At 28.9% G+C, this 19570-nt stretch carries 18 protein-coding genes; 9 read left to right on the top strand and 9 right to left on the bottom strand.

Annotated elements, in window-relative coordinates:
- Positions 1 to 51: 51 nt before the first annotated feature.
- The gene (locus BM335_RS03895; RefSeq protein WP_090223437.1) at positions 52 to 1233 is read right to left on the bottom strand and encodes a sialidase family protein; all 1182 of its coding nucleotides are present in this window, start codon (positions 1231 to 1233) and stop codon (positions 52 to 54) included.
- Positions 1234 to 1244: 11 nt separating this feature from the next.
- A complete protein-coding gene (locus BM335_RS03890) occupies positions 1245 to 2225 on the bottom strand; it encodes a LuxE/PaaK family acyltransferase (RefSeq protein ID WP_090223436.1) in 981 nt (326 codons plus the stop codon).
- Between the two features lie 87 nt (positions 2226 to 2312).
- Between BM335_RS03890 and BM335_RS03885 the strand changes: the two genes are divergently transcribed.
- From BM335_RS03885 to amaB, 3 genes are all read left to right on the top strand, one after another.
- Positions 2313 to 2849, top strand: coding sequence for an RNA polymerase sigma factor (locus BM335_RS03885; protein WP_090223435.1), 537 nt, complete (start codon positions 2313 to 2315; stop codon positions 2847 to 2849).
- 14 nt (positions 2850 to 2863) lie between these two features.
- Positions 2864 to 4063, top strand: a complete 1200-nt coding sequence (locus tag BM335_RS03880) for an outer membrane beta-barrel protein (RefSeq protein WP_090223434.1) — start codon at positions 2864 to 2866, stop codon at positions 4061 to 4063.
- Between the two features lie 130 nt (positions 4064 to 4193).
- On the top strand, positions 4194 to 5735 hold the full coding sequence (gene amaB, locus BM335_RS03875) for an L-piperidine-6-carboxylate dehydrogenase (protein WP_090224037.1): 1542 nt from the start codon (positions 4194 to 4196) through the stop codon (positions 5733 to 5735).
- 5 nt (positions 5736 to 5740) lie between these two features.
- Here the strand turns inward: amaB and BM335_RS03870 are convergent, their stop codons facing one another.
- Both BM335_RS03870 and BM335_RS03865 read right to left on the bottom strand, forming a co-directional pair.
- On the bottom strand, positions 5741 to 6697 hold the full coding sequence (locus BM335_RS03870; RefSeq protein ID WP_090223433.1) for a DUF3078 domain-containing protein: 957 nt from the start codon (positions 6695 to 6697) through the stop codon (positions 5741 to 5743).
- A 53-nt stretch (positions 6698 to 6750) separates the two neighbouring features.
- A complete protein-coding gene (locus tag BM335_RS03865) occupies positions 6751 to 8520 on the bottom strand; it encodes a 1-deoxy-D-xylulose-5-phosphate synthase (RefSeq protein ID WP_090223432.1) in 1770 nt (589 codons plus the stop codon).
- A gap of 222 nt (positions 8521 to 8742) precedes the next feature.
- Between BM335_RS03865 and BM335_RS03860 the strand changes: the two genes are divergently transcribed.
- From BM335_RS03860 to BM335_RS03840, 5 genes are all read left to right on the top strand, one after another.
- A complete protein-coding gene (locus BM335_RS03860; protein ID WP_090223431.1) occupies positions 8743 to 9300 on the top strand; it encodes an RNA polymerase sigma factor in 558 nt (185 codons plus the stop codon).
- A 42-nt stretch (positions 9301 to 9342) separates the two neighbouring features.
- Complete coding sequence (locus BM335_RS03855) at positions 9343 to 9795, top strand: hypothetical protein (protein WP_090223430.1); 453 nt, start codon at positions 9343 to 9345, stop codon at positions 9793 to 9795.
- A 94-nt stretch (positions 9796 to 9889) separates the two neighbouring features.
- Entirely contained in the window at positions 9890 to 10381 is a 492-nt protein-coding gene (locus tag BM335_RS03850) for a hypothetical protein (RefSeq protein WP_090223429.1), read from the top strand.
- A gap of 66 nt (positions 10382 to 10447) precedes the next feature.
- Positions 10448 to 11338 carry a hypothetical protein gene (locus tag BM335_RS03845; protein WP_090223428.1) on the top strand — a complete coding sequence of 297 codons (891 nt, stop codon included), beginning with the start codon at positions 10448 to 10450 and terminating at the stop codon, positions 11336 to 11338.
- 79 nt (positions 11339 to 11417) lie between these two features.
- The gene (locus tag BM335_RS03840; RefSeq protein WP_090223427.1) at positions 11418 to 11867 is read left to right on the top strand and encodes a nucleoside deaminase; all 450 of its coding nucleotides are present in this window, start codon (positions 11418 to 11420) and stop codon (positions 11865 to 11867) included.
- Here the strand turns inward: BM335_RS03840 and BM335_RS03835 are convergent.
- Complete coding sequence (locus tag BM335_RS03835; protein ID WP_090223426.1) at positions 11859 to 12107, bottom strand: hypothetical protein; 249 nt, start codon at positions 12105 to 12107, stop codon at positions 11859 to 11861. The genes BM335_RS03840 and BM335_RS03835 overlap by 9 nt on opposite strands.
- Before the next feature lie 70 nt (positions 12108 to 12177).
- Between BM335_RS03835 and glpQ the strand changes: the two genes are divergently transcribed.
- Positions 12178 to 13170, top strand: a complete 993-nt coding sequence (gene glpQ / locus BM335_RS03830) for a glycerophosphodiester phosphodiesterase (protein ID WP_090223425.1) — start codon at positions 12178 to 12180, stop codon at positions 13168 to 13170.
- On the opposite strand, the gene BM335_RS03825 is transcribed toward glpQ, so the two are convergent.
- The 4 genes from BM335_RS03825 to BM335_RS03810 form a co-directional block, all read right to left on the bottom strand.
- Positions 13167 to 14957: a chloride channel protein gene (locus tag BM335_RS03825; RefSeq protein ID WP_090223424.1), complete on the bottom strand. Its 1791-nt coding sequence runs from the start codon at positions 14955 to 14957 to the stop codon at positions 13167 to 13169. The genes glpQ and BM335_RS03825 overlap by 4 nt on opposite strands.
- 129 nt (positions 14958 to 15086) lie before the next feature.
- Positions 15087 to 16877 carry a chloride channel protein gene (locus BM335_RS03820; RefSeq protein WP_090223423.1) on the bottom strand — a complete coding sequence of 597 codons (1791 nt, stop codon included), beginning with the start codon at positions 16875 to 16877 and terminating at the stop codon, positions 15087 to 15089.
- Positions 16878 to 17182: 305 nt separating this feature from the next.
- Complete coding sequence (locus BM335_RS03815; protein ID WP_090223422.1) at positions 17183 to 17869, bottom strand: potassium channel family protein; 687 nt, start codon at positions 17867 to 17869, stop codon at positions 17183 to 17185.
- Between the two features lie 15 nt (positions 17870 to 17884).
- The gene (locus BM335_RS03810; protein ID WP_090224035.1) at positions 17885 to 19543 is read right to left on the bottom strand and encodes a TrkH family potassium uptake protein; all 1659 of its coding nucleotides are present in this window, start codon (positions 19541 to 19543) and stop codon (positions 17885 to 17887) included.
- Positions 19544 to 19570 lie beyond the last annotated feature (27 nt).

Genomic DNA, 19570 nt, shown 5'->3' with positions numbered 1-19570 from the left:
TTATAAAAAAAAGACTGTCGAAAGATGGTCTTTTTTTGTAAAACAAAAGTATTAATATTCTAAACTGTTAATAGGAATTCTGGTTAATTCAACGTCTTCCTTATTCGTAGCGTATGAAACATACAAGTAATTATTCCAAATTACACTTTTAGGATAGCTGTAACCTATTCTTTTATACTTTCCTTTAAACCGCAGGGGTTGTAAATCGCTTTTCTCACCACTTCTTAACAAATAAGCTGTATCAAATACAAAACCATCCTTACTCAATGTGATTGCTAAAGGAAATCTATTTTTATTTCCCGAAGGGTTATTAACCATAAACGCTGTTCCATTTGGTAAATTTCCCGCACTTTGTTTGGCTCTAGAATCTGGTGTATCCACAATTTGTGGAGTAGTCCAAGTGTTTCCATTATCAAAACTAACAGATGCCAATTTTTTAAAAGTACTTTGCTGATCTCTAAAAATCATTACTACGGCACTGTCTTTTTTTCTATAAAACCAGCTAGGTTCTAGTTCTCTGCTCATGTTTTTGTCTGAAGGTAAATTTTTCATAGTTCCAGCAGTCCAACCCAAAACTCCTAATGGATCATCTGTAAAGAAAGGAGTTACTATTAAACCTGGTTGCATATGAAAAGCTGTAATAATTCTGCCATTTGGTAGTTTATGAATATCCTGTTCAATAATTCCAAGCACAGGTTGTCCTTCTTTATTTTTCACTTTTTTAGGCGAAGTCCACGCTGTCCCATTTATTGAAGTTCTATATTCTGTATATCCTTCTTTCACATTTTCATCAGCATTTGGCCATACGCATATATATGCAATTAACGTTTCTCCGTCACTCCACCAACCACCACTTGTTTTAATTCCATTTTCATATATAGAAGTTAAAGCAATTGGTTTACTCCAATTTTTTCCATTTTTACTTTGCGCATAAAATATTTGAGTATCAGGTCCGTCCTCATCAATTGAGGAACTTTGCCATTGTGCATATAGCATGTTTTTAAATGGAAACAACACAACACCATGGTTGTATTTATTGGCATTTTTATGAGGAGAAAATATAGTAATTGTTTCTTTATTTTTCACAATTGGTAACCCTAAAGTTTCTGGTTTGTTAAAATCAAAAAGAGGATCAACTTTAAAAGGGATGCTGTCATTTTGAGCATAACCTAAAAAGGAGATTAAAAAAAATATACTAAATTTTAATGTTTTTAAATTGAAACCTGCAATCATCTATTCACTTTTTACTTTAATAACAATAAATTACAACCTCTAATGTCTGAATTATCAAAACGCCCTAAAACTTCAAAAGTTCCGTTAGCATAAGTTTTTCCTAAATCTTGAGTAGCAATAAACGAGCACGAATTTTTGTTTGCTAAATCTATTATATTTATTCCACCTGATTTTCCTGTGGATAAAATGGTTAAGGCATCTTCAGTATCTCGCGTTAAAATTTTCATCCAAGGCGGACATTCAAAAATACCATTTCCTTTAGAATATGCTTGGCTTAATAATTCGGTCATTCCATATTCTGAATGGATTTCTTTGACTCCAAAACCTTCTTTTAAAATTTGGTGTAATTCTTCTCTAATCAATTCTTTTCTTCTGCCTTTCATTCCACCAGTTTCCATTATTATGGTGTTTTTTAGCTGAAACTTATAGGTTTCAACTAAATCTAGCAAAGCAAAAGAAACACCAATAAGTAGTGTTTTTTCACCTTTTTTATCTAATTCTTTTAAATTTTTGGCTAATTCTTCTAAATTATTCAGATAAAATCCACTTTTTGGTTTTTTAGATTTTTTTATAAAATCATCCACCATATAAATTAAAGAGGAGCCTTCACGTTCTAAATAAGCAGGTAACAATGCTAAAACTGTGTAATTTTCAATGTTTCCATAAAAAATTTTGAAACCATTTAAATAGCTTTCTTCATACAAAGAAATATCTGTAACAAAGTGTTTGCTTTGCTGCATTCCTGTTGTTCCGCTACTTAAAAATGTTTGTTGAATTTTATTTGTTGTTGCAACAATTTTATGAGATTTAAAAAATTCAATAGGTAAAAAAGGAATGTTAGTTAGCTTTTTTATTGTAGATGGTTGAATATTTAATAGTTCAATAAATTGTTTGTAAACTGCGTTATTTTTTGCCTGAAATTGAAATATTTCAAGTGCAAGTTTCTCGAAATCAGGAGAATTATTTGAATTTATACTGATAATTTTTTTCATAAAATTGTGAAACATCGCAAAAGTAATGTAAATTTACGCAACCTATTATCTTTTTAGGTATCTTATTAACAATTAAAACGCTAGCATTTGGGTTTAAATAAACTCATAAAACAATGTGCGAAGAATGATCAAAGGGCACAAAAAGAAATTTACCAACTTTTTGCGGGTAAGTTGTTCTCTATATGTCTAAAATATTCAAAAAACAAACAAGAAGCTCAAGATAATTTTCAGGATGGTTTTATTACCATTTTTAATAAAATTGGGCAATTTAATTTTGAAGGATCATTTGAAGGTTGGATTAAACGCGTTATGGTTAACACGATTTTATTAAAATATAGAAAAAAAACCGTGTTAAATATTGTTACAGAAGAAATTCCTGATGAGGTGATTGTTGACGTTGATGACGATGAAATTTCTTTAGATTTTTTACTGAATCTAATTCAAGAATTACCAGATAGATACAGAATGGTTTTTAACCTGTATGTACTTGATGGTTGTTCTCATAAAGAGATTTCAGAAATGATGCAAATTGCTGAAGGAACATCAAAATCTAATTTAGCAAGAGCACGTGCAATTTTAAAGCAAAAAATTGAGATACATCAAAGTGGTCAACAATCTGTTTAAGATAAAAGGTAAAAGTGAGAGATTATAAAAACATTGATAGAATATTTCAGGAGAATTTAAAAAACCTTGAAGTATTTCCCCCTAACAAAGCTTGGAATGCAATTGAAAAGCAAATTGTTGTTCAGCCTGTAAAACGCCGTATTCCTTTTTGGGTGAAACTTTCCAGTATTGCAGCATTATTTGTGTTATTTTTTAGTGTTGGTACTATTTATTTAATGCCTGAAAGTAGATTTTCAAAAAACTTTTTATTAGATAGAAGCATAAAAAAAGATACTATTGAGCCTGAAACAAATACAGTAACTACTGTACAAAGTAAAAAAACGATTATTAAAACTCCAGCAACTAAAGATTTAAATTTAGAAGGATCGAAATCTAACCAAAACATTGTACAAAATGATAATGAATTTGAAAATGAAGCTGAAGAAACAAATACAAATAGCACTTTAAATAAAGTTAATAAATTTTTATTATCAGATGCAAGTGAACATTCTTTTAAAAACAGAAATGACGCTGAAAAAGCAACTAATAAAAACGGAAAATTTACGGTAGCTACTATTTTTGCACCTATTTATGTCAACTCTTTAGGTGATGGTTCTGGTGTAGATTCTCAATTTAGTAATAATTCATCGTCAGGAAATTCATCATATTCATACGGCGTAAAATTTGCCTATGAGTTAAATAATAAATTCACATTACAATCGGGAGTTAACCTAATTAATTTAGGATTTACAACCAATAATGTTTATGTTAATTCTGCAGTTTCAGTAATTGGTTTTTCAAATATATCTGCAGAACCTATGTTATCAAGAAACGCTTCAACTGCAGTAACTAAAAGCAACTCAATTGATGTGAATAAAGCAAGTTTAAATCAAGTATTTGGTTACGTGGAAATACCTGTTGAGTTAAAATATAATGTTACCGATGGTAAATTTGGTATAAATTTAGTTGGTGGTTTTAGTACATTATTACTTAATAGAGATGAAGTTTTTATTGAAACTAATGATTTTTCACAAAGTTTAGGTTCATCAAACAATTTAAGATCCGTTAATTTTAGTGGAAATATTGGGGTAGATATAGATTATTTAATTCATAAAAATCTATACATTAACGTATCACCAATGTTTAAAATGCAAACAAATACCTTTTCAAAAAACTCAGGTAGTTTACAGCCTTACTATTTAGGAGTTTATACAGGATTAAATTATAAGTTTTAGTTGGTTTATTATTTGGTTGGTTACCAAATATTGAATGTTAAAAGCCGTTTCAAATTTGAAATGGCTTTTCTTTTCATGCCATTTATTATTTGTAAATTTGTTACAACCAAATTATATAAAAAATCCAATTATGGAAACTTCAAAACTTCAAAAATCACTTCAAAAATTAAACATACAAGATGTAAATAAAGGAACATCAACAGGTTCAAAATCTTTTGGAAATGGCGAATTAATAGCATCTTATTCTCCAGTTGATGGAAAATTAATAGGTAAAGTGATATCTACTACAAAGCAAGATTACGAAAAAGTAATTGAAAGCGCTCAAAAAGCTTTTACAACTTGGAGATTAGTACCAGCACCTCAAAGAGGTGAAATTGTACGTCAGTTTGGCGATAAATTACGAGAATTAAAACAACCTTTAGGTGAGTTAGTTTCTTATGAAATGGGAAAATCTTTGCAAGAAGGCTTAGGTGAAGTACAGGAAATGATAGATATATGCGACTTTGCTGTTGGCTTATCGCGCCAGTTACACGGCTTAACTATGCATTCTGAAAGACCAGGACATAGAATGTATGAACAATACCATTCTTTGGGAATTGTTGGTATTATTTCAGCTTTTAATTTTCCAGTTGCTGTTTGGAGTTGGAATACAGCTTTAGCATGGATTTGTGGAGATGTTTGCGTGTGGAAAGCATCTGAAAAAGCACCTTTATGTAGTATTGCTTGTCAACATATTATTGCAAATATTTTAAAAGAAAACAACTTACCTGAAGGAATTTCATGTATTGTTAATGGCGATTATAAAGTTGGAGAATTTATGACTACTGACAAACGAATTCCGTTAATATCTGCAACTGGTTCTATAAAAATGGGGAAAATTGTTGCGAAAACTGTAGCTGAACGTTTAGGAAGATCTTTATTAGAACTTGGAGGCAATAATGCCATAATTATTACGCCAAATGCCGATTTAAAAATAAGTATTATTGGTGCTGTTTTTGGAGCCGTTGGCACTGCTGGTCAACGCTGTACTTCAACACGAAGATTAATTATTCATGAATCAATGTATGAGCAAGTAAAAAATACATTAGTTGATGCTTACAAACAATTAAGAATTGGAAATCCGTTAGACGAAAAAAACCATGTAGGTCCGTTAATTGATAAAGATGCTGTGAAGATGTATGAAAATGCTTTGAAAAAAGTAGTAGAAGAAGGTGGGAATTTATTAGTTGAAGGAGGTGTTTTAAAAGGAGAAGGTTATGAAAGTGGTTGTTATGTTAAGCCTGCAATAGCAGAAGCTAAAAACGCTTTTGAAATTGTACAGCATGAAACTTTTGCTCCAATTTTATATTTGATAAAATATAGTGGTGAAGTTGAAAATGCAATAGAAATTCAGAATGGTGTTGTGCAAGGCTTATCATCAGCAATTATGACAACTAATTTACGTGAAGCTGAAAAATTCTTATCAGTTGCTGGTTCAGATTGTGGAATAGCAAATGTAAATATTGGAACTTCTGGTGCTGAAATTGGTGGAGCTTTTGGAGGTGAAAAAGAAACAGGTGGTGGACGAGAATCTGGTTCTGATGCTTGGAAAATTTATATGCGTAGACAAACGAATACCATAAATTATACCTCTAATTTACCATTAGCACAAGGGATAAAGTTTGATTTGTAAAATAGTTAAAAATTGTAAATAAAACCAACTCCTAAAACTTGTTTTATTTGAATTTTAGGGCCTAAAATATCTAATGTACCGTCATTGTTAACATCTTCTTTGTGTTTAACATCATCATCAAAAAGAAAATGAGAACCAACATTGGCGGTCACATATTTATTAATGGTTAAATCAAAATTTATTTCCCAATCAATATCAATATTGCCATAATTATTTAAATAGTCGGAATATAAAATTAATTTATTTGCCATTTGAATGTTTTTCATAACTTCAGATTTCCATTCACCAGTTGCTAACATTCCAAATTCAATTTTTGTTTTTTCACCTTCAGAAATTAAATTTCCATCAGTATCATAACTAGCTTTTTTAACACCAAAAGCTCCTTCATCTGCTAATCGTTGATTAAAAACAAAAGTGGTCTTATTAGTTACAGGCGAAAGGTATAGCTTAAAATTTGATTCTTTTACAGCATATTCAGTTCCAACACCTAAAAATAAATATGCTGGCGCAAAAAACTTTGAAATAGGTTTGTCAGTATTTGGATATTTGTATCCATTTGTATACTGTGTTTTAAAATTAAATTTAGCTGAGTAATACCAATTTGAATTGGTATTTTGTCTGTATCCAAAGGTTGAGTTTACTTCAAGTAAATCTTCAGTTTTTCTAAGTTCTCTTTTTTCTTCTTTATTTAAGCCGTAATTGGTTTTAAGTTCATTAAACCAAGTGGTGTGATTGTTTTTGTAATTTTTAGAAATATTAATTTTTACAATACCTGCAATGGAGTTATTTCCTCCAGCACTCCAATTAACAAACGAATTTTGAGTAAATATCAATCGTACTTTGTTTGCTTTAGTCCAGTGACTTATAGAGTCTTTTTTAAGAGCTAAGGAATCATTTAAAATTGTAGCATTTATAGAGATAGTAGTTAATAAAACTATTAGGGTTAGGAGTTTAAATTTCATGATATTATTGGTAAAAAAATAAAACGCAAATTTATTAACTTTAGTATTAAAAATTAAAGTTTTAAAAGCATTTTTAATATATTTTCATTAGAAAGGTTTATTTTATTAAATAATTCGTAAACTTTACCATGTTCAATAAATGAATCTGGTATTGCTAATGGTATAACTTTAGAATTTTTATATTCAAATTTTGATGCAAATTCTAAAATCGCACTATAAAAGCCACCAATAATCGTACCATTTTCAATAGTAATAATAGTTTTATATTTTTTAAATATGTCATGTAATAAATCTTCATCTAAAGGTTTTACAAATCGCATATTGTATAATGAAAACTTATTTTTAGGCAAATCTTTTTCAATTTCAATTATTGAATTTCCAATAGTGCCAATACTAAGTATAGCGATTTCATTTCCTTTAAAAACAAGTTCACCTTTGCCAATTTTTATTAGATGCATAGGAAGTTTCCAATTTACAAGTGTAGCATTACCTCTAGGATAACGTATTGCTAAAGGAAAATTTATGCCTGTTTGGGCAGTAAACATTATGTTTCTTAATTCAAGTTCATTTAATGGTGCAAATATTACCAAATTTGGAATGCATCTTAAATAAGCAATATCAAAGACACCATGATGAGTAGCTCCATCTTCTCCAACTAGCCCAGATCTATCAATACAAAAAATAACAGGTAAGTTTTGCAATGCTACATCATGAATAATTTGATCGTAGGCACGTTGTAAAAAAGTAGAGTAGATAGTACAGTATGGAATTAACCCTTGTGTTGCCATTCCTGCTGCTAAAGTAACGGCATGTTGTTCGGCTATACCAACATCAAATGCTCTTTCGGGTATTTCATCTAACATAAATTTTAATGAACTTCCTGTTGGCATTGCAGGTGTAATTCCTACTATTTTAGAGTTTTTTCTTGCTAATTCTAAGAGTGTTTTTCCAAAAACATCTTGATATTTTGGAGCTTGAATTTCATTAATTTTCGGAACAAGTTCGCCAGTTTTTTTATTAAATTTTCCAGGAGCGTGGTATTTAACCTGATCTTGTTCGGCAATTTTCAGTCCTTTTCCCTTAGTGGTAATTACATGCAAAAATTTAGGCCCTTTTATTGATTTTAAGCGTTCTAATTCTTTAATTAAAGCAGGTAAGTCATGACCATCAATAGGGCCTGAATAACTAAAGTTTAAAGCTTCAATTATATTATTTTTTCTAACTTTTTTACCAGCTTTTACATTGGTAAAATAATTTTTTAAAGCTCCAACACTCGGATCAATTCCCATAGCGTTGTCATTTAAAATAATTAATAAATTAGCATCTGTAGCTCCTGCATGATTTAAACCTTCAAACGCCATTCCGCTGGCTATAGATGCATCACCAATTACAGCAATATGATGCTTTTCAAAATCACCATTAATTTTTGATGCAATTGCCATTCCTAAAGCTGCAGAAATTGATGTTGAAGAATGTCCGGTTCCAAAAGCATCATACACACTTTCTTTTCTTTTTGGAAAACCAGAAATACCATCTAGTTGTCTGTTGGTATGAAAAATATTTTTTCGTTCAGTTAAAATTTTATGTCCGTATGCTTGATGGCCAACATCCCAAATTAACAGATCATTAGGCGTATCAAATACATAATGTAGTGCTATGGTTAATTCTACAACACCTAAACTTGCGCCTAAATGACCTTCTTTAGTTGCAACAATATCAATAATAAAATCACGTAATTCTTTAGCCAATTGAGGTAATTGATTGTTGTAAAGTTTTCGTAATTCTTTAGGTGAGTTAATATGTTGTAACAAATTTGTTTTCATCAAATACAAAACTACAATATTTTGTATTGTAATTTACTTTGTATTTACAACTTATAATGACTTTGGTTTGTTCGCTATTTTTTATTTATAAAAAACTGATTATGTGCAACTTATTTAACACTCTTTTAATGTTTATGTGCGTAACTTTAAACTATTGCTATTTCTTAGGGTCTAAATAAAGAGACGTTATAATCGTGATAAAAAATTTAAACTAATTACACATTGAAAAGCGAAGCCGAATTTATTAGTAGATTGTTAAGTGCAAATCAGAAAGAGGAAGCATTTAAAAAATTACTAGAGCTTTATCAAAAGCGTTTGTATTGGCACATCAGAAAATTGGTAATTACTCATGAAAATGCAAATGATGTATTACAAAATACGTTTTTAAGAGTTTATAAAAGTTTACCAAATTTTCAACAAAAGAGTTCGTTATCTACTTGGATGTTTCGAATAGCTTATAATGAATCGTTACGTTTTTTAGAACAAGAGAAGAAGTATCATTATTCGGTAGACGATATTCAAAAAAAATATTTAGATAATTTAGTATCTGACTCTTATTTTGAAGGAGATGAAATTCAATTAAAATTACATAGAATCTTAGCTGAATTACCCGAGAAAGATCGGCAAATATTTCAAATGAAATATTATGATGATTTAAAATTTCGTGAAATTTCAGAAATAACAGGAATTCACGAAGGAACTATAAAAACATACTATTATAAAATTGTAACTAGCATTGAAAAAAATATGCTTAACGTAGAGTTACTTGTAAAAAATTAGATAAAAAAATCAATAATTGACATTCATTAAAAATAATAAGTTATGAATTTAAAAGATAAAAATATTAATAAAAAACATAGTAAGGAATTGGGCTTTAAAACGCCGGATGATTATTTTTTAAAATCTAAAAATGAAATATTATCAAAGATTTCAACAAAAAAAGAATTAAAATTAACAACATTTTATAAAAATAAAATAACGTGGTTTGCTGCTGCAGGTTTTGCATTATTTTTTGCTTTTACACTATACAAGCAATACAAAACTCCTAAAGATTTTGATATGAATCAAATAGTTTTAGACACATTAAATATACAAAAAAATGGAAATTTATTAACTGATTCTTTTCATCAAGATGATATATTAATTGCTTCACTTTTTGTAAACGATGCAAACGTTGATTCATTTTTAACAAACAACTTTATTGACAATGTTTTAGCTGATGAATATTTAGATGAATACATTGTAGATGAGTTAATGACGGATGAATTATTTTAAATTTAATAATGTTCATTTAAAACTTTTTAAACTATAAAAGGTCTAAACAATAGAACGTTCAAAAGGAAGTAAAATTTAATTAAAATATATAAAAATGAAAAATTTAAAATTAATAACAGTTTTAGTATTTGTATTTCTTGTAAGTATTACAGTTAGTAGCGCACAAGAAAACAATGCTGCAGATAAGCAAATGTTAATGAAAAATTTAACAGAACAACAAAAACTTTTGTTGAAAGAACAACAAGCTTTAATTAAAGCTAACAGAGAGGCTTTTAAAGCAACACTTACCGATGAGCAGTTAGCCATTTTAGAAAACCAAAAGCTTAAAAAAGAAGCAAGACTAGAGGCATTAAGAAACACATTTACCAACGCTCAAAAAGAATTAATAAATCAAAATAAAGAGAAAGTAAGTGCAATAAAAGAGCAGTTTAAAAATACAATTACAAATGAACAACGACAACAATTACGTCAGTCAATTAGAGCAAATAATAGCTCCGAAACAGGAAATGAGCTAAGAGAAACCGTAAGAGAACAACGTAAAATAAAAAATGGTTCAGGCGGAGGTAATAGAAATGGTTCTAATTAAATTCATTATCATAAAAAAGTGGTTGAGGTTACTTGGCCACTTTAAATTTTTAAAATAAAGATTAAAATGAAAAAATATCTTCTAATTTTAGTTTATATAGCTGGACTACTTGTTGCAAATTCGCAAGAACTACCAACCAAAACAAATGAAGTAGATGAAATGTTAGATGAACTATTAATGGAAGAATCTTTTAATGATATAGTAGCCTCATTAGCTAACCTTCAATTTTTATATGTATCGGTAAATTTCAATACCAATACATATTTTTCAGGTCGTGATATTAATGTAGATCAATTCAACCTTACACCTCAAATAACCTATATGCATTCCAAAGGTTTTTACGCAAGTGTTTCTGGTATATTGTATAGTAAATTTATTCCAAATTGGGATGTAACAATTGCAACAGCTGGCTTTGGAAAAAGCTTTGGAAAAAATAAAATATTTAGATATAACGGCTCTTTATCTGCATACCTATATGCAAATAATAATCTTGACAATCTTTACAATAGTGCAGCAAGTATTAGTTTGGGAGTGCAAAATAAAAACAGAAGTTTAGGTACCCAAGTAGCGAGCTCTTATTATTTTGGAGGAGAACCAACATATCAGGTTATTTCAAAAAGTTATGCAAACATCAATTTATTTAAAAATAACAACCAAAATTTAAAATTCAGACCTCAATTAAACTTTATTTTAGGAACTCAACTTATTGATATTGATGGAATAACAGTACAAAATAATTTGTTGGATTATGAAACTGAAACAGAAAACGCACAATTAACAAGCAATGTTTTTGCGCTTATTTATACTCAGTTAAATTTTATTTTACAATATAACATTAAATCTTTCGATTTTGAAGTTGGATATAACCTAAATATACCTTCCGAATTAGAATATGAAACAAACTTAACCAACACAAATTATTTTAATTTTGGCATTTCCTATTTAATTGATTTATAATAAAACATCAAAATAAAAATTTTACATACAAAAGTATCTTTTGCGGTGATTTTTTAAATAAAAAAATTATTTTTGAAATATGATAAATCCGTTTGATGATACTTATTTTATGAAAAAAGCCTTACAAGAGGCTGAATTGGCATTTGATAAAAACGAAGTTCCGGTTGGAGCAGTAATTGTAATGAACAATCAAATAATTGCTAGAGCTCATAATTTAACGGAAACATTAAATGATGTTACTGCACACGCCGAAATGCAAGCATTTACAGCAGCTGCCGATTTTTTGGGTGGAAAATATTTAAAAGAATGTACTTTATATGTTACTTTAGAACCTTGCCAAATGTGTGCAGGCGCTAGTTACTGGACCCAAATTGGTAAAATTGTTTACGGAGCAACCGAAGTTAAAAGAGGTTTTACAGTTTTAAAAACTACGTTACATCCAAAAACTATTGTTGTTGGTGGTATTTTAGAAAATGAATGTAGTGCTTTGTTAACGCGTTTTTTTATTGAAAAGCGGAATTTAAATTAAGCCATCACCAGATTTACTTTTTTCTTCTAATTCTTTTTTAAACTTTTCAAAAGTAAAATCCTTCATGTTTTTATTTTTATATCTATGATAAATAAATAAAGGCATAAAAATAAATGCAACAGCCAAAACACTAATTCCAATTATAATTTCACCGTTTGTATCGCCATTATTTTTAATATAAAATCCGTAAGATAAAGTTCCTGTGATTATAATTAATAGAAAAATTAACACAAACTTCATAAGTTAATAATTTTAAATTTAGCGCAAAACTACAAAAAGTAATATATTTAACAGATTTTAAATGTAGATAATGAAAAAACTAATAGTATTATTATTTGTAATTTGTTTTGTTGGTTGTAATCAAAAAAGTAATCCAAATAAAATAGCAGCTATGAAATCAAAAAAAATTGTGATTGCGCATAGAGGAGCATCAGGTTATTTACCAGAACACACGCTAGCATCAAAAGCTATGGCGTTTGCTATGGATGCGGATTATTTAGAGCAAGATATTGTGTTGAGTAAAGATACAGTACCAATTGTAATTCATGACATTCATTTAGAAACAGTAACCAATGTTAAGGATGTTTATCCGAACAGAAAAAGAGCCGATGGTAAATACTATGTAATAGATTTTACTTTTGATGAATTGCAAAAATTAGATGTGTATGAACGTTTTAACCCAGAAACAAATGAAGCTGTTTTTCCAGAAAGATTTCCCTTAAAAAAATCGAAATTTAAATTACATTCTTTGCAAGATGAGATTGAATTCATTCAGGGATTAAATAAAAGTACCGGAAAAAATATTGGCATTTATCCTGAAATTAAAGAACCTAAATTTCATAAAAATGAAGGGTTGGATATTTCTAAAATTGTTTTAGAAATATTATCAAATTATGGGTATAAAACTAAAAATGATAATTGTATTTTACAGTGTTTTGATAGCGATGAATTAAAATGGATTCGATTTGATTTAAAAAGTGAGCTATTTTTAGTGCAATTAATTGAATTTGAGGATGAAGAAAATAAATTAGAAGAGTTTGCAACGTATGCTGATGGAATTGGGCCTTGGTATAAGCAAATTATTAAAGAAAAAGATACAAATGGTGTTTGGCAGATTTCAAACTTGGTGAAAAATGCGCATAAAAATAATTTAAAAGTACACGCATATACCTTTAGAGCCGATAAATTGGATGGTTTTACAACATTTAACGAGCTATTACAAGTGGCTCTTTTTGATGCAAATATTGATGGTGTTTTTACAGATTTTCCTGATAAAGCTGTAAAATTTATCAATAAAAATTAAGCAGTTACATTTATTAATTTTCTTCTGTAAGATGTTAATAATCTTGATTTTGAAATGAAACCGTAGTATTTTCCATCTTTTATAACAGGTAAATTCCAGGCAACAGTTTCTTTAAATTTCTCCATAATAGTTTCCATGGAATCTTTATCGTAATCAATAATTGCAGGTGCAATTTGCATTAAACTATGAGCTTTCATTTTTTTATATAATTTTTGCTCAAACATAATATTACGGATATCATCTAACATTAAAATTCCTAAAAACTCATTATCATCATTCACAACAGGAAAATGATTTCTGGTAGATTTAATAACTGCTTTTTGAACAATATCTCCCAAATTCATTTTCGGATGGATTTTAATAAAATTGGTTTCAATCACCTTATCAATATCCATAAGTAACAGCACCTTTTTATCTTTGTCATGTGTAATTAATTGACCTTTTTTAGCCAATTCAGCAGTATAAATATTGTGAGGAATATACATTTTTGTAATTAAATAGCTGATAGCAGAAACAATCATTAACGGTACAAAAAGCTGGTAACCACCTGTAATTTCGGCAATTAAAAAAATTGCGGTTAAAGGTGCTTGTAAAATGCCTGCCATTAAACCGCCCATACCTGCCATCGCAAAATTTGCAGTTGATAACTGATGATCAAATAAGTTACTACTATTAATTATTAATGCAAATACATATCCTGTAACACTTCCGGTAAAAAGTGTTGGTGCAAAAACACCACCAACTCCACCAGCACCAAATGTCAAAGAAGTTGCAACTACTTTAAATAGAATTAAACCAATTAAAAAAGCAACAACAATTATTACATTATCGGCCTGAAAATGAAAAATATTATTAGAAATTACTTTACTAATATCTCCTCTTAAAATATTATTTACTGTTGAATAACCTTCACCAAATAAAGGTGGTATTAAATAAACCATAACACCTAATAGAATTCCACCAAACATTAATCTTTTGTGAAACCCTTTAAAATCTCTAAAAAAAGCACCAATTTTAAAATAAACTTTGCTAAAATAAATAGATGCTATTGCAGAAAAAACTCCTAAAAAAATATAAAAAATAACATCGTTTAAATGAAATTTATCTAATATTTCAAAATGAAGAAGAATATCATCACCAAAAAAGAAATATGAGGTTAAAACAGCAGTAATTGAAGCCAACAAAATTGGAATCATAGAAACCATTGTTAACTCTAAACTAAATATTTCTACAGCAAAAACAATGGCAGCTATTGGGGCTTGAAAAATAGAAGAAAATACACCAGCTGCAGCTGCACCAATTAGTAATGTTTTAGTAGTTTGGTTTAAGTGCATTAAACGTGCGTAGTTAGATCCTAATGCAGCCCCAGTTGCTACAATTGGTCCTTCAAGTCCTGCAGAACCTCCAAAACCTACTGTAAAAGGTGCAGTAATTAATGAAGACCACATTTGATAGCTTGGTATTACACCTTTTAATTTTGAAATAGAAAAAAGAGTGATAGGAATACCGTGCCCCATTTTCTTTCGAATAAAATATTTTTTAATAATATATACAATGGCCAATCCAATAACTGGGAAAATAAAATAGAACGCATGGTGTAGATCTCTAATAATTTCTCCTTCTAGCAATAGTTGAATATAGTGTGTTGAGTTTTTTAAAATAACTGCGGAAATACCAGCTAATAAGCCAATTACTGCACTAGATATATTAATAAATTGTTTGTCGGAGATATATTGAAATCTCCAAATTAGAAATTTTTTAAGAATTTTTTTAAATCCTAATGACATTATGTGAGTTTAAGTAAAAAAAGAATTTGCAAAAATACAAAAAATAGCTGTTAACCTTTTGTATTTAGGTGTTTTTTAAAATAGTATTTTTGTGAAGAAATTTAATAAACACTTTTTCTTTAATTAAAACTAAGCGGTTACATTTATCAGCTTTCTTCTATAAGAAGTTAATAGTCTAGATTTTGAAATAAATCCGTAATACTTTTCATCTTTAATTACAGGTAAATTCCATGCAACAGTTTCTTTAAATTTTTCCATAATAACTTCCATGGAATCTTTATCATAATCAATAATAGCAGGTGCAGTTTGCATTAAACTGCGTGCTTTTAATTTTTTATACAACTTTTGTTCAAACATTATACTTCTAATATCGTCAAGCATTAAAATCCCTAAAAACTCTCCATTTTCATTTACAACTGGAAAATGATTTCTGGATGATTTAATTACCGCATTTTGTATAATATCACCCAAATCCATATCTGGATGCAAAACAATAAAGTTAGTTTCAATTACTTTATCAATATCCATTAACATTAACACATTTTTATCTTTATCGTGTGTTATTAATTGTCCTTTTTCGGCTAATTCAGTTGCATAAATATTATGAGGAAGATAATATCTAGATATTAAAAATGATATGGAAGCTACAATCATTAATGGAATAAAAAGTTCGTAACCTCCAGTTATCTCAGCTATTAAGAAAATTGCCGTAAGTGGCGCTTGTAAAACTCCTGCCATTAAACCTGCCATTCCAACCATGGCAAAATTAGTAGACGATAATTCGCGATTAAACAAAAAGCTATTGTTAATTATAAGTGCAAAAAAATACCCAGTAATACTTCCTGTAAATAATGTTGGTGCAAAAACACCACCAACACCACCAGCGCCAAAAGTTAGTGAGGCAGCAATAACTTTTAATAAAATTAAGCCAAATAAAAACAATAGAATTAATAAAACATTATCTACCTCTATATGGAAAAAATTATTTGAAACAATATCGGTTACATTTCCTTTTAAAATATGGTTAATTGTTGAATAACCTTCTCCAAAAAGTGGCGGAACAAAAAACACCATAACTCCTAGTAAAATTCCTCCGAAAAGTAATCTTTTGTGCGCACCTTTAAAATTTCTAAAAAACTCACCTATTGCAGAATAAACTTTACTAAAATAAATAGAAACCATAGCTGAAAAAACACCCAAAAGAATGTAAAACAGCACATCATTTAACATAAACTTATCTTGTAAATCAAAATGTAGTAATACATCATTTCCAAGAAAAAAATAAGATGTAAGTACCGCTGTTATTGATGCCAATAATAATGGTACCATTGATGCTAAAGTTAGTTCTAAACTAAAAATTTCTACGGCAAAAACAATGGCTGCAATGGGCGCTTTAAAAATAGAAGACATTGCTCCAGCAGCAGCAGCTCCAATAAGTAAAGTTCTGGTAGTTTGGTTTAAATGCATTAAGCGTGCAAAGTTAGAACCTAACGCAGCGCCAGTTGCAACGGTTGGACCTTCTAACCCAACAGAACCCCCAAAGCCTACAGTTAAAGGTGCTGTTATAATAGATGACCACATTTGGTGACTTGGTAAAACTCCTTTTAATTTTGATATGGCAAAAAGAGTAGATGGAATTCCGTGTCCCACCTTTTTTCTGATTACATATCGTTTTATCATTCTAACAATAAACAAACCAATAATTGGAAATATGAAATAAAAGGCAACGTGAATATCGTTAATAAATTCACCTTCTAATAAATGTTGAATAAAATGTGTTAAGTTTTTTAAAATTACAGCCCCAAGACCTGCTAACAAACCAATTACAGCGCTAGATATATATATAAATTGTTTATCAGAAAGGTGTTGGTATTTCCAAATTAAAAATCTTTTAAGAATATTTTTAAATCGATCTGACATGTTTTTTATTAAAAATGAGGATGTGCAAAAGTACCAAAATATAGTTACTTCACATTTCTTTTAGGGCAATTTTTGCACTTTTTATCACCTTTCTTTTTGTACTTTTCGCAACAAATATCTTTATTGGATTCCTTTTTAATTGATTCCCAATCAAAATCATAATTGAAGATACTTTTTGGTTTTTCATTTAACACGCTATTGCTTATTTAGAATGATTTTAAGCAAATATAGAAATTGTTTGAAAATCAATGCGTAAAAAATGAAATTTGTTATTATTAACTTTCTAAATTGATGAATAAAGACTTTTAATAATTATTTAAAAATTTTTGAATATCTTTATTTGCTCCGTAAAGTACTAAAATATCATCTTCTTCTAATATAAGTTCTGCAGAGGCAACACCTTGTACTTGATTAACAAAAAAACTTTTTCCTAAATTGCCTTGGGTTTCGGTTCTTTTAATAGTGGTTAATATTAAAATATTATATTTTTTTCTAAAATCAATTTCACCAATTTTTTTTCCTGCATAAATTGCTGGTACGTTCGCCTCAATTAGGCTATAATCATCGCTTAACTCAAAAGAATCTACAACTCCAACCAAACATAATTTTTTTGCCCATCTTTCTGCGGTTTCTTCTTCAGGATGTAAAATTTCATCAACACCTAAAGCTTTTAATACCATTTCGTGCAATGGGTTTATGGCTCTACTAATAAGTCTTTTAACATTTAGGTTTTTAAATAATGCTGTTGCCATAACGTTAGCTCCTTGATCTTCACCAATAGCAACAATTACCACATCGGTATCTTTTAAAGGTAATCCAGTAACTGTAAAATCATCGGTAGCATTCATACAAATTGTATGTGAAATTTTCTCTTTTAAAGCATCAACTTTTGCCATACTAGAATCTATTCCAATAACTTCATTTCCCTGATTTGTTAATTTTTCGGCTAATGATGCTCCAAAATTTCCTAAACCTACTATTAAAAATTTCATATGTTTATTTTTTAATTAGTTGATTGTTATCTCTTCGGTTGGATAACGATAATTTTTATGTTTTACTTTTTTAAATACCGCAATTAAAATTGATAACATACTTACTCTACCAATAAACATTATAGTAATTAAAATAAGTTTACTTGGATCACTTAATGATCCAGTAATTCCCAAGCTTAAACCAACAGTGCTATATGCAGAAAAACACTCAAAAGCAACATTTAAAAGACCTTTTTCTGGGTCAAAAATTAAAATTGATATTATTCCAATGCCAATAATAATTAATGATAATGAAATGATGGCAAAAGCTCTTCTTACTGAAGAATCTGCAATTTCTCTTCGGTAAATTTCAATTCTAGATTTACCTTTTGCTAAACTAATAAAATTAAGGGTTGCAATAGCAAAAGTACTTGTTTTTATACCACCACCTGTTGATGCAGGTGAGGCTCCAACCCACATTAAAAACATTGTTATTAAAACTGTTGGTAGTGTTAATGATGACATGTTTACCGTATTAAATCCAGCTGTTCTTGGAGTTGCAGAACCAAATAAGGCAGTTATAAATTTTCCTAAACCATGGTGTTCGGCAAGTACATTATTATATTCAGTAATGTAAAATAAAATGGTTCCTACTACTAATAATGAAAAAGTTGTTATTAATGTAATTCTACTATTTAAACTTAAAACCCAAGGTTTGTACTGTTTTTTCCAACTTTTTACACCTATTATTTTTCTGGTTAAATAATATTTTGAATATTTTAAAATATTCACCAAAATAGGAAATCCTAAACCACCTAAAATTAAAAGTAGTATTAATAAAACTTGCAATATATAATTGAACCTGAAACCAGTTTCGTATAAACCATTTTGAAGGGTTGAAAAACCAGCATTACAAAAGGCAGAAATGGAGTGAAAAAAGGCAAAAAACACCTGATTAAAAAAACCATCAAATAATATTGGATTTAAACTTAAGAAAATTAATAGAGCACCAATTATTTCAATTGTAAACGTGATTACAATGATCCTTCGTAAAGTGGTAAAAACTTCTCCTATTTTTTCAGAGTTAGTCATATCAGTTAAAACTAATTGATTTTCATACGATGAGACTCCTTTAAAAAAGTAACTAAAATAACTTGCAAAAGTTAAAATCCCAATTCCGCCTGCTTGTATTAAAATAAGAAGAATTGTTTGTCCAAACAGTGTAAAATAACTGCTAGTATCCACAACAATAAGTCCGGTTACACAAACTGCACTAGTTGATGTAAATAGCGCATTTATAAATGAAATACCTGTATATGTTGCATTAGGAAGCATTAATAAAAGAGCTCCTAAAAATATAATTACCAAAAAACTGACTATAAATAATTGTGCAGGGTTTAATAAAGTGCGTTTGTAATTAATATTTTGTTCTGAAAATTCTCTAATAAAAGTTAATATTATAGTAAGTTTTATCCAATTATCATTATATAAAAAGGTAATATGACGATGAGCTTCTTGAGAAAAAAAATGGATGTAAATTACAAAAAGCGTGATTAAAATACTTAAAAAATCAAAAAGCCAAACTTTAGTTTGTATGCTTTTTCGTTGGGTAAAATACCTTATAAATGTGGTGAGTATACCGATACTTAAAATAACAAGATATAGCGCATTTATTTTTCTTTGTAAACTGGTCATTTGATCAAAACCAAAATCAAAAATTAA

It is taken from the genome of Lutibacter maritimus, assembly GCF_900116115.1.
GTDB lineage: Bacteria > Bacteroidota > Bacteroidia > Flavobacteriales > Flavobacteriaceae > Lutibacter > Lutibacter maritimus.
Note: the sequence above shows the minus strand (reverse complement) of the source record. Positions and strands in the feature narration are given on the sequence as shown.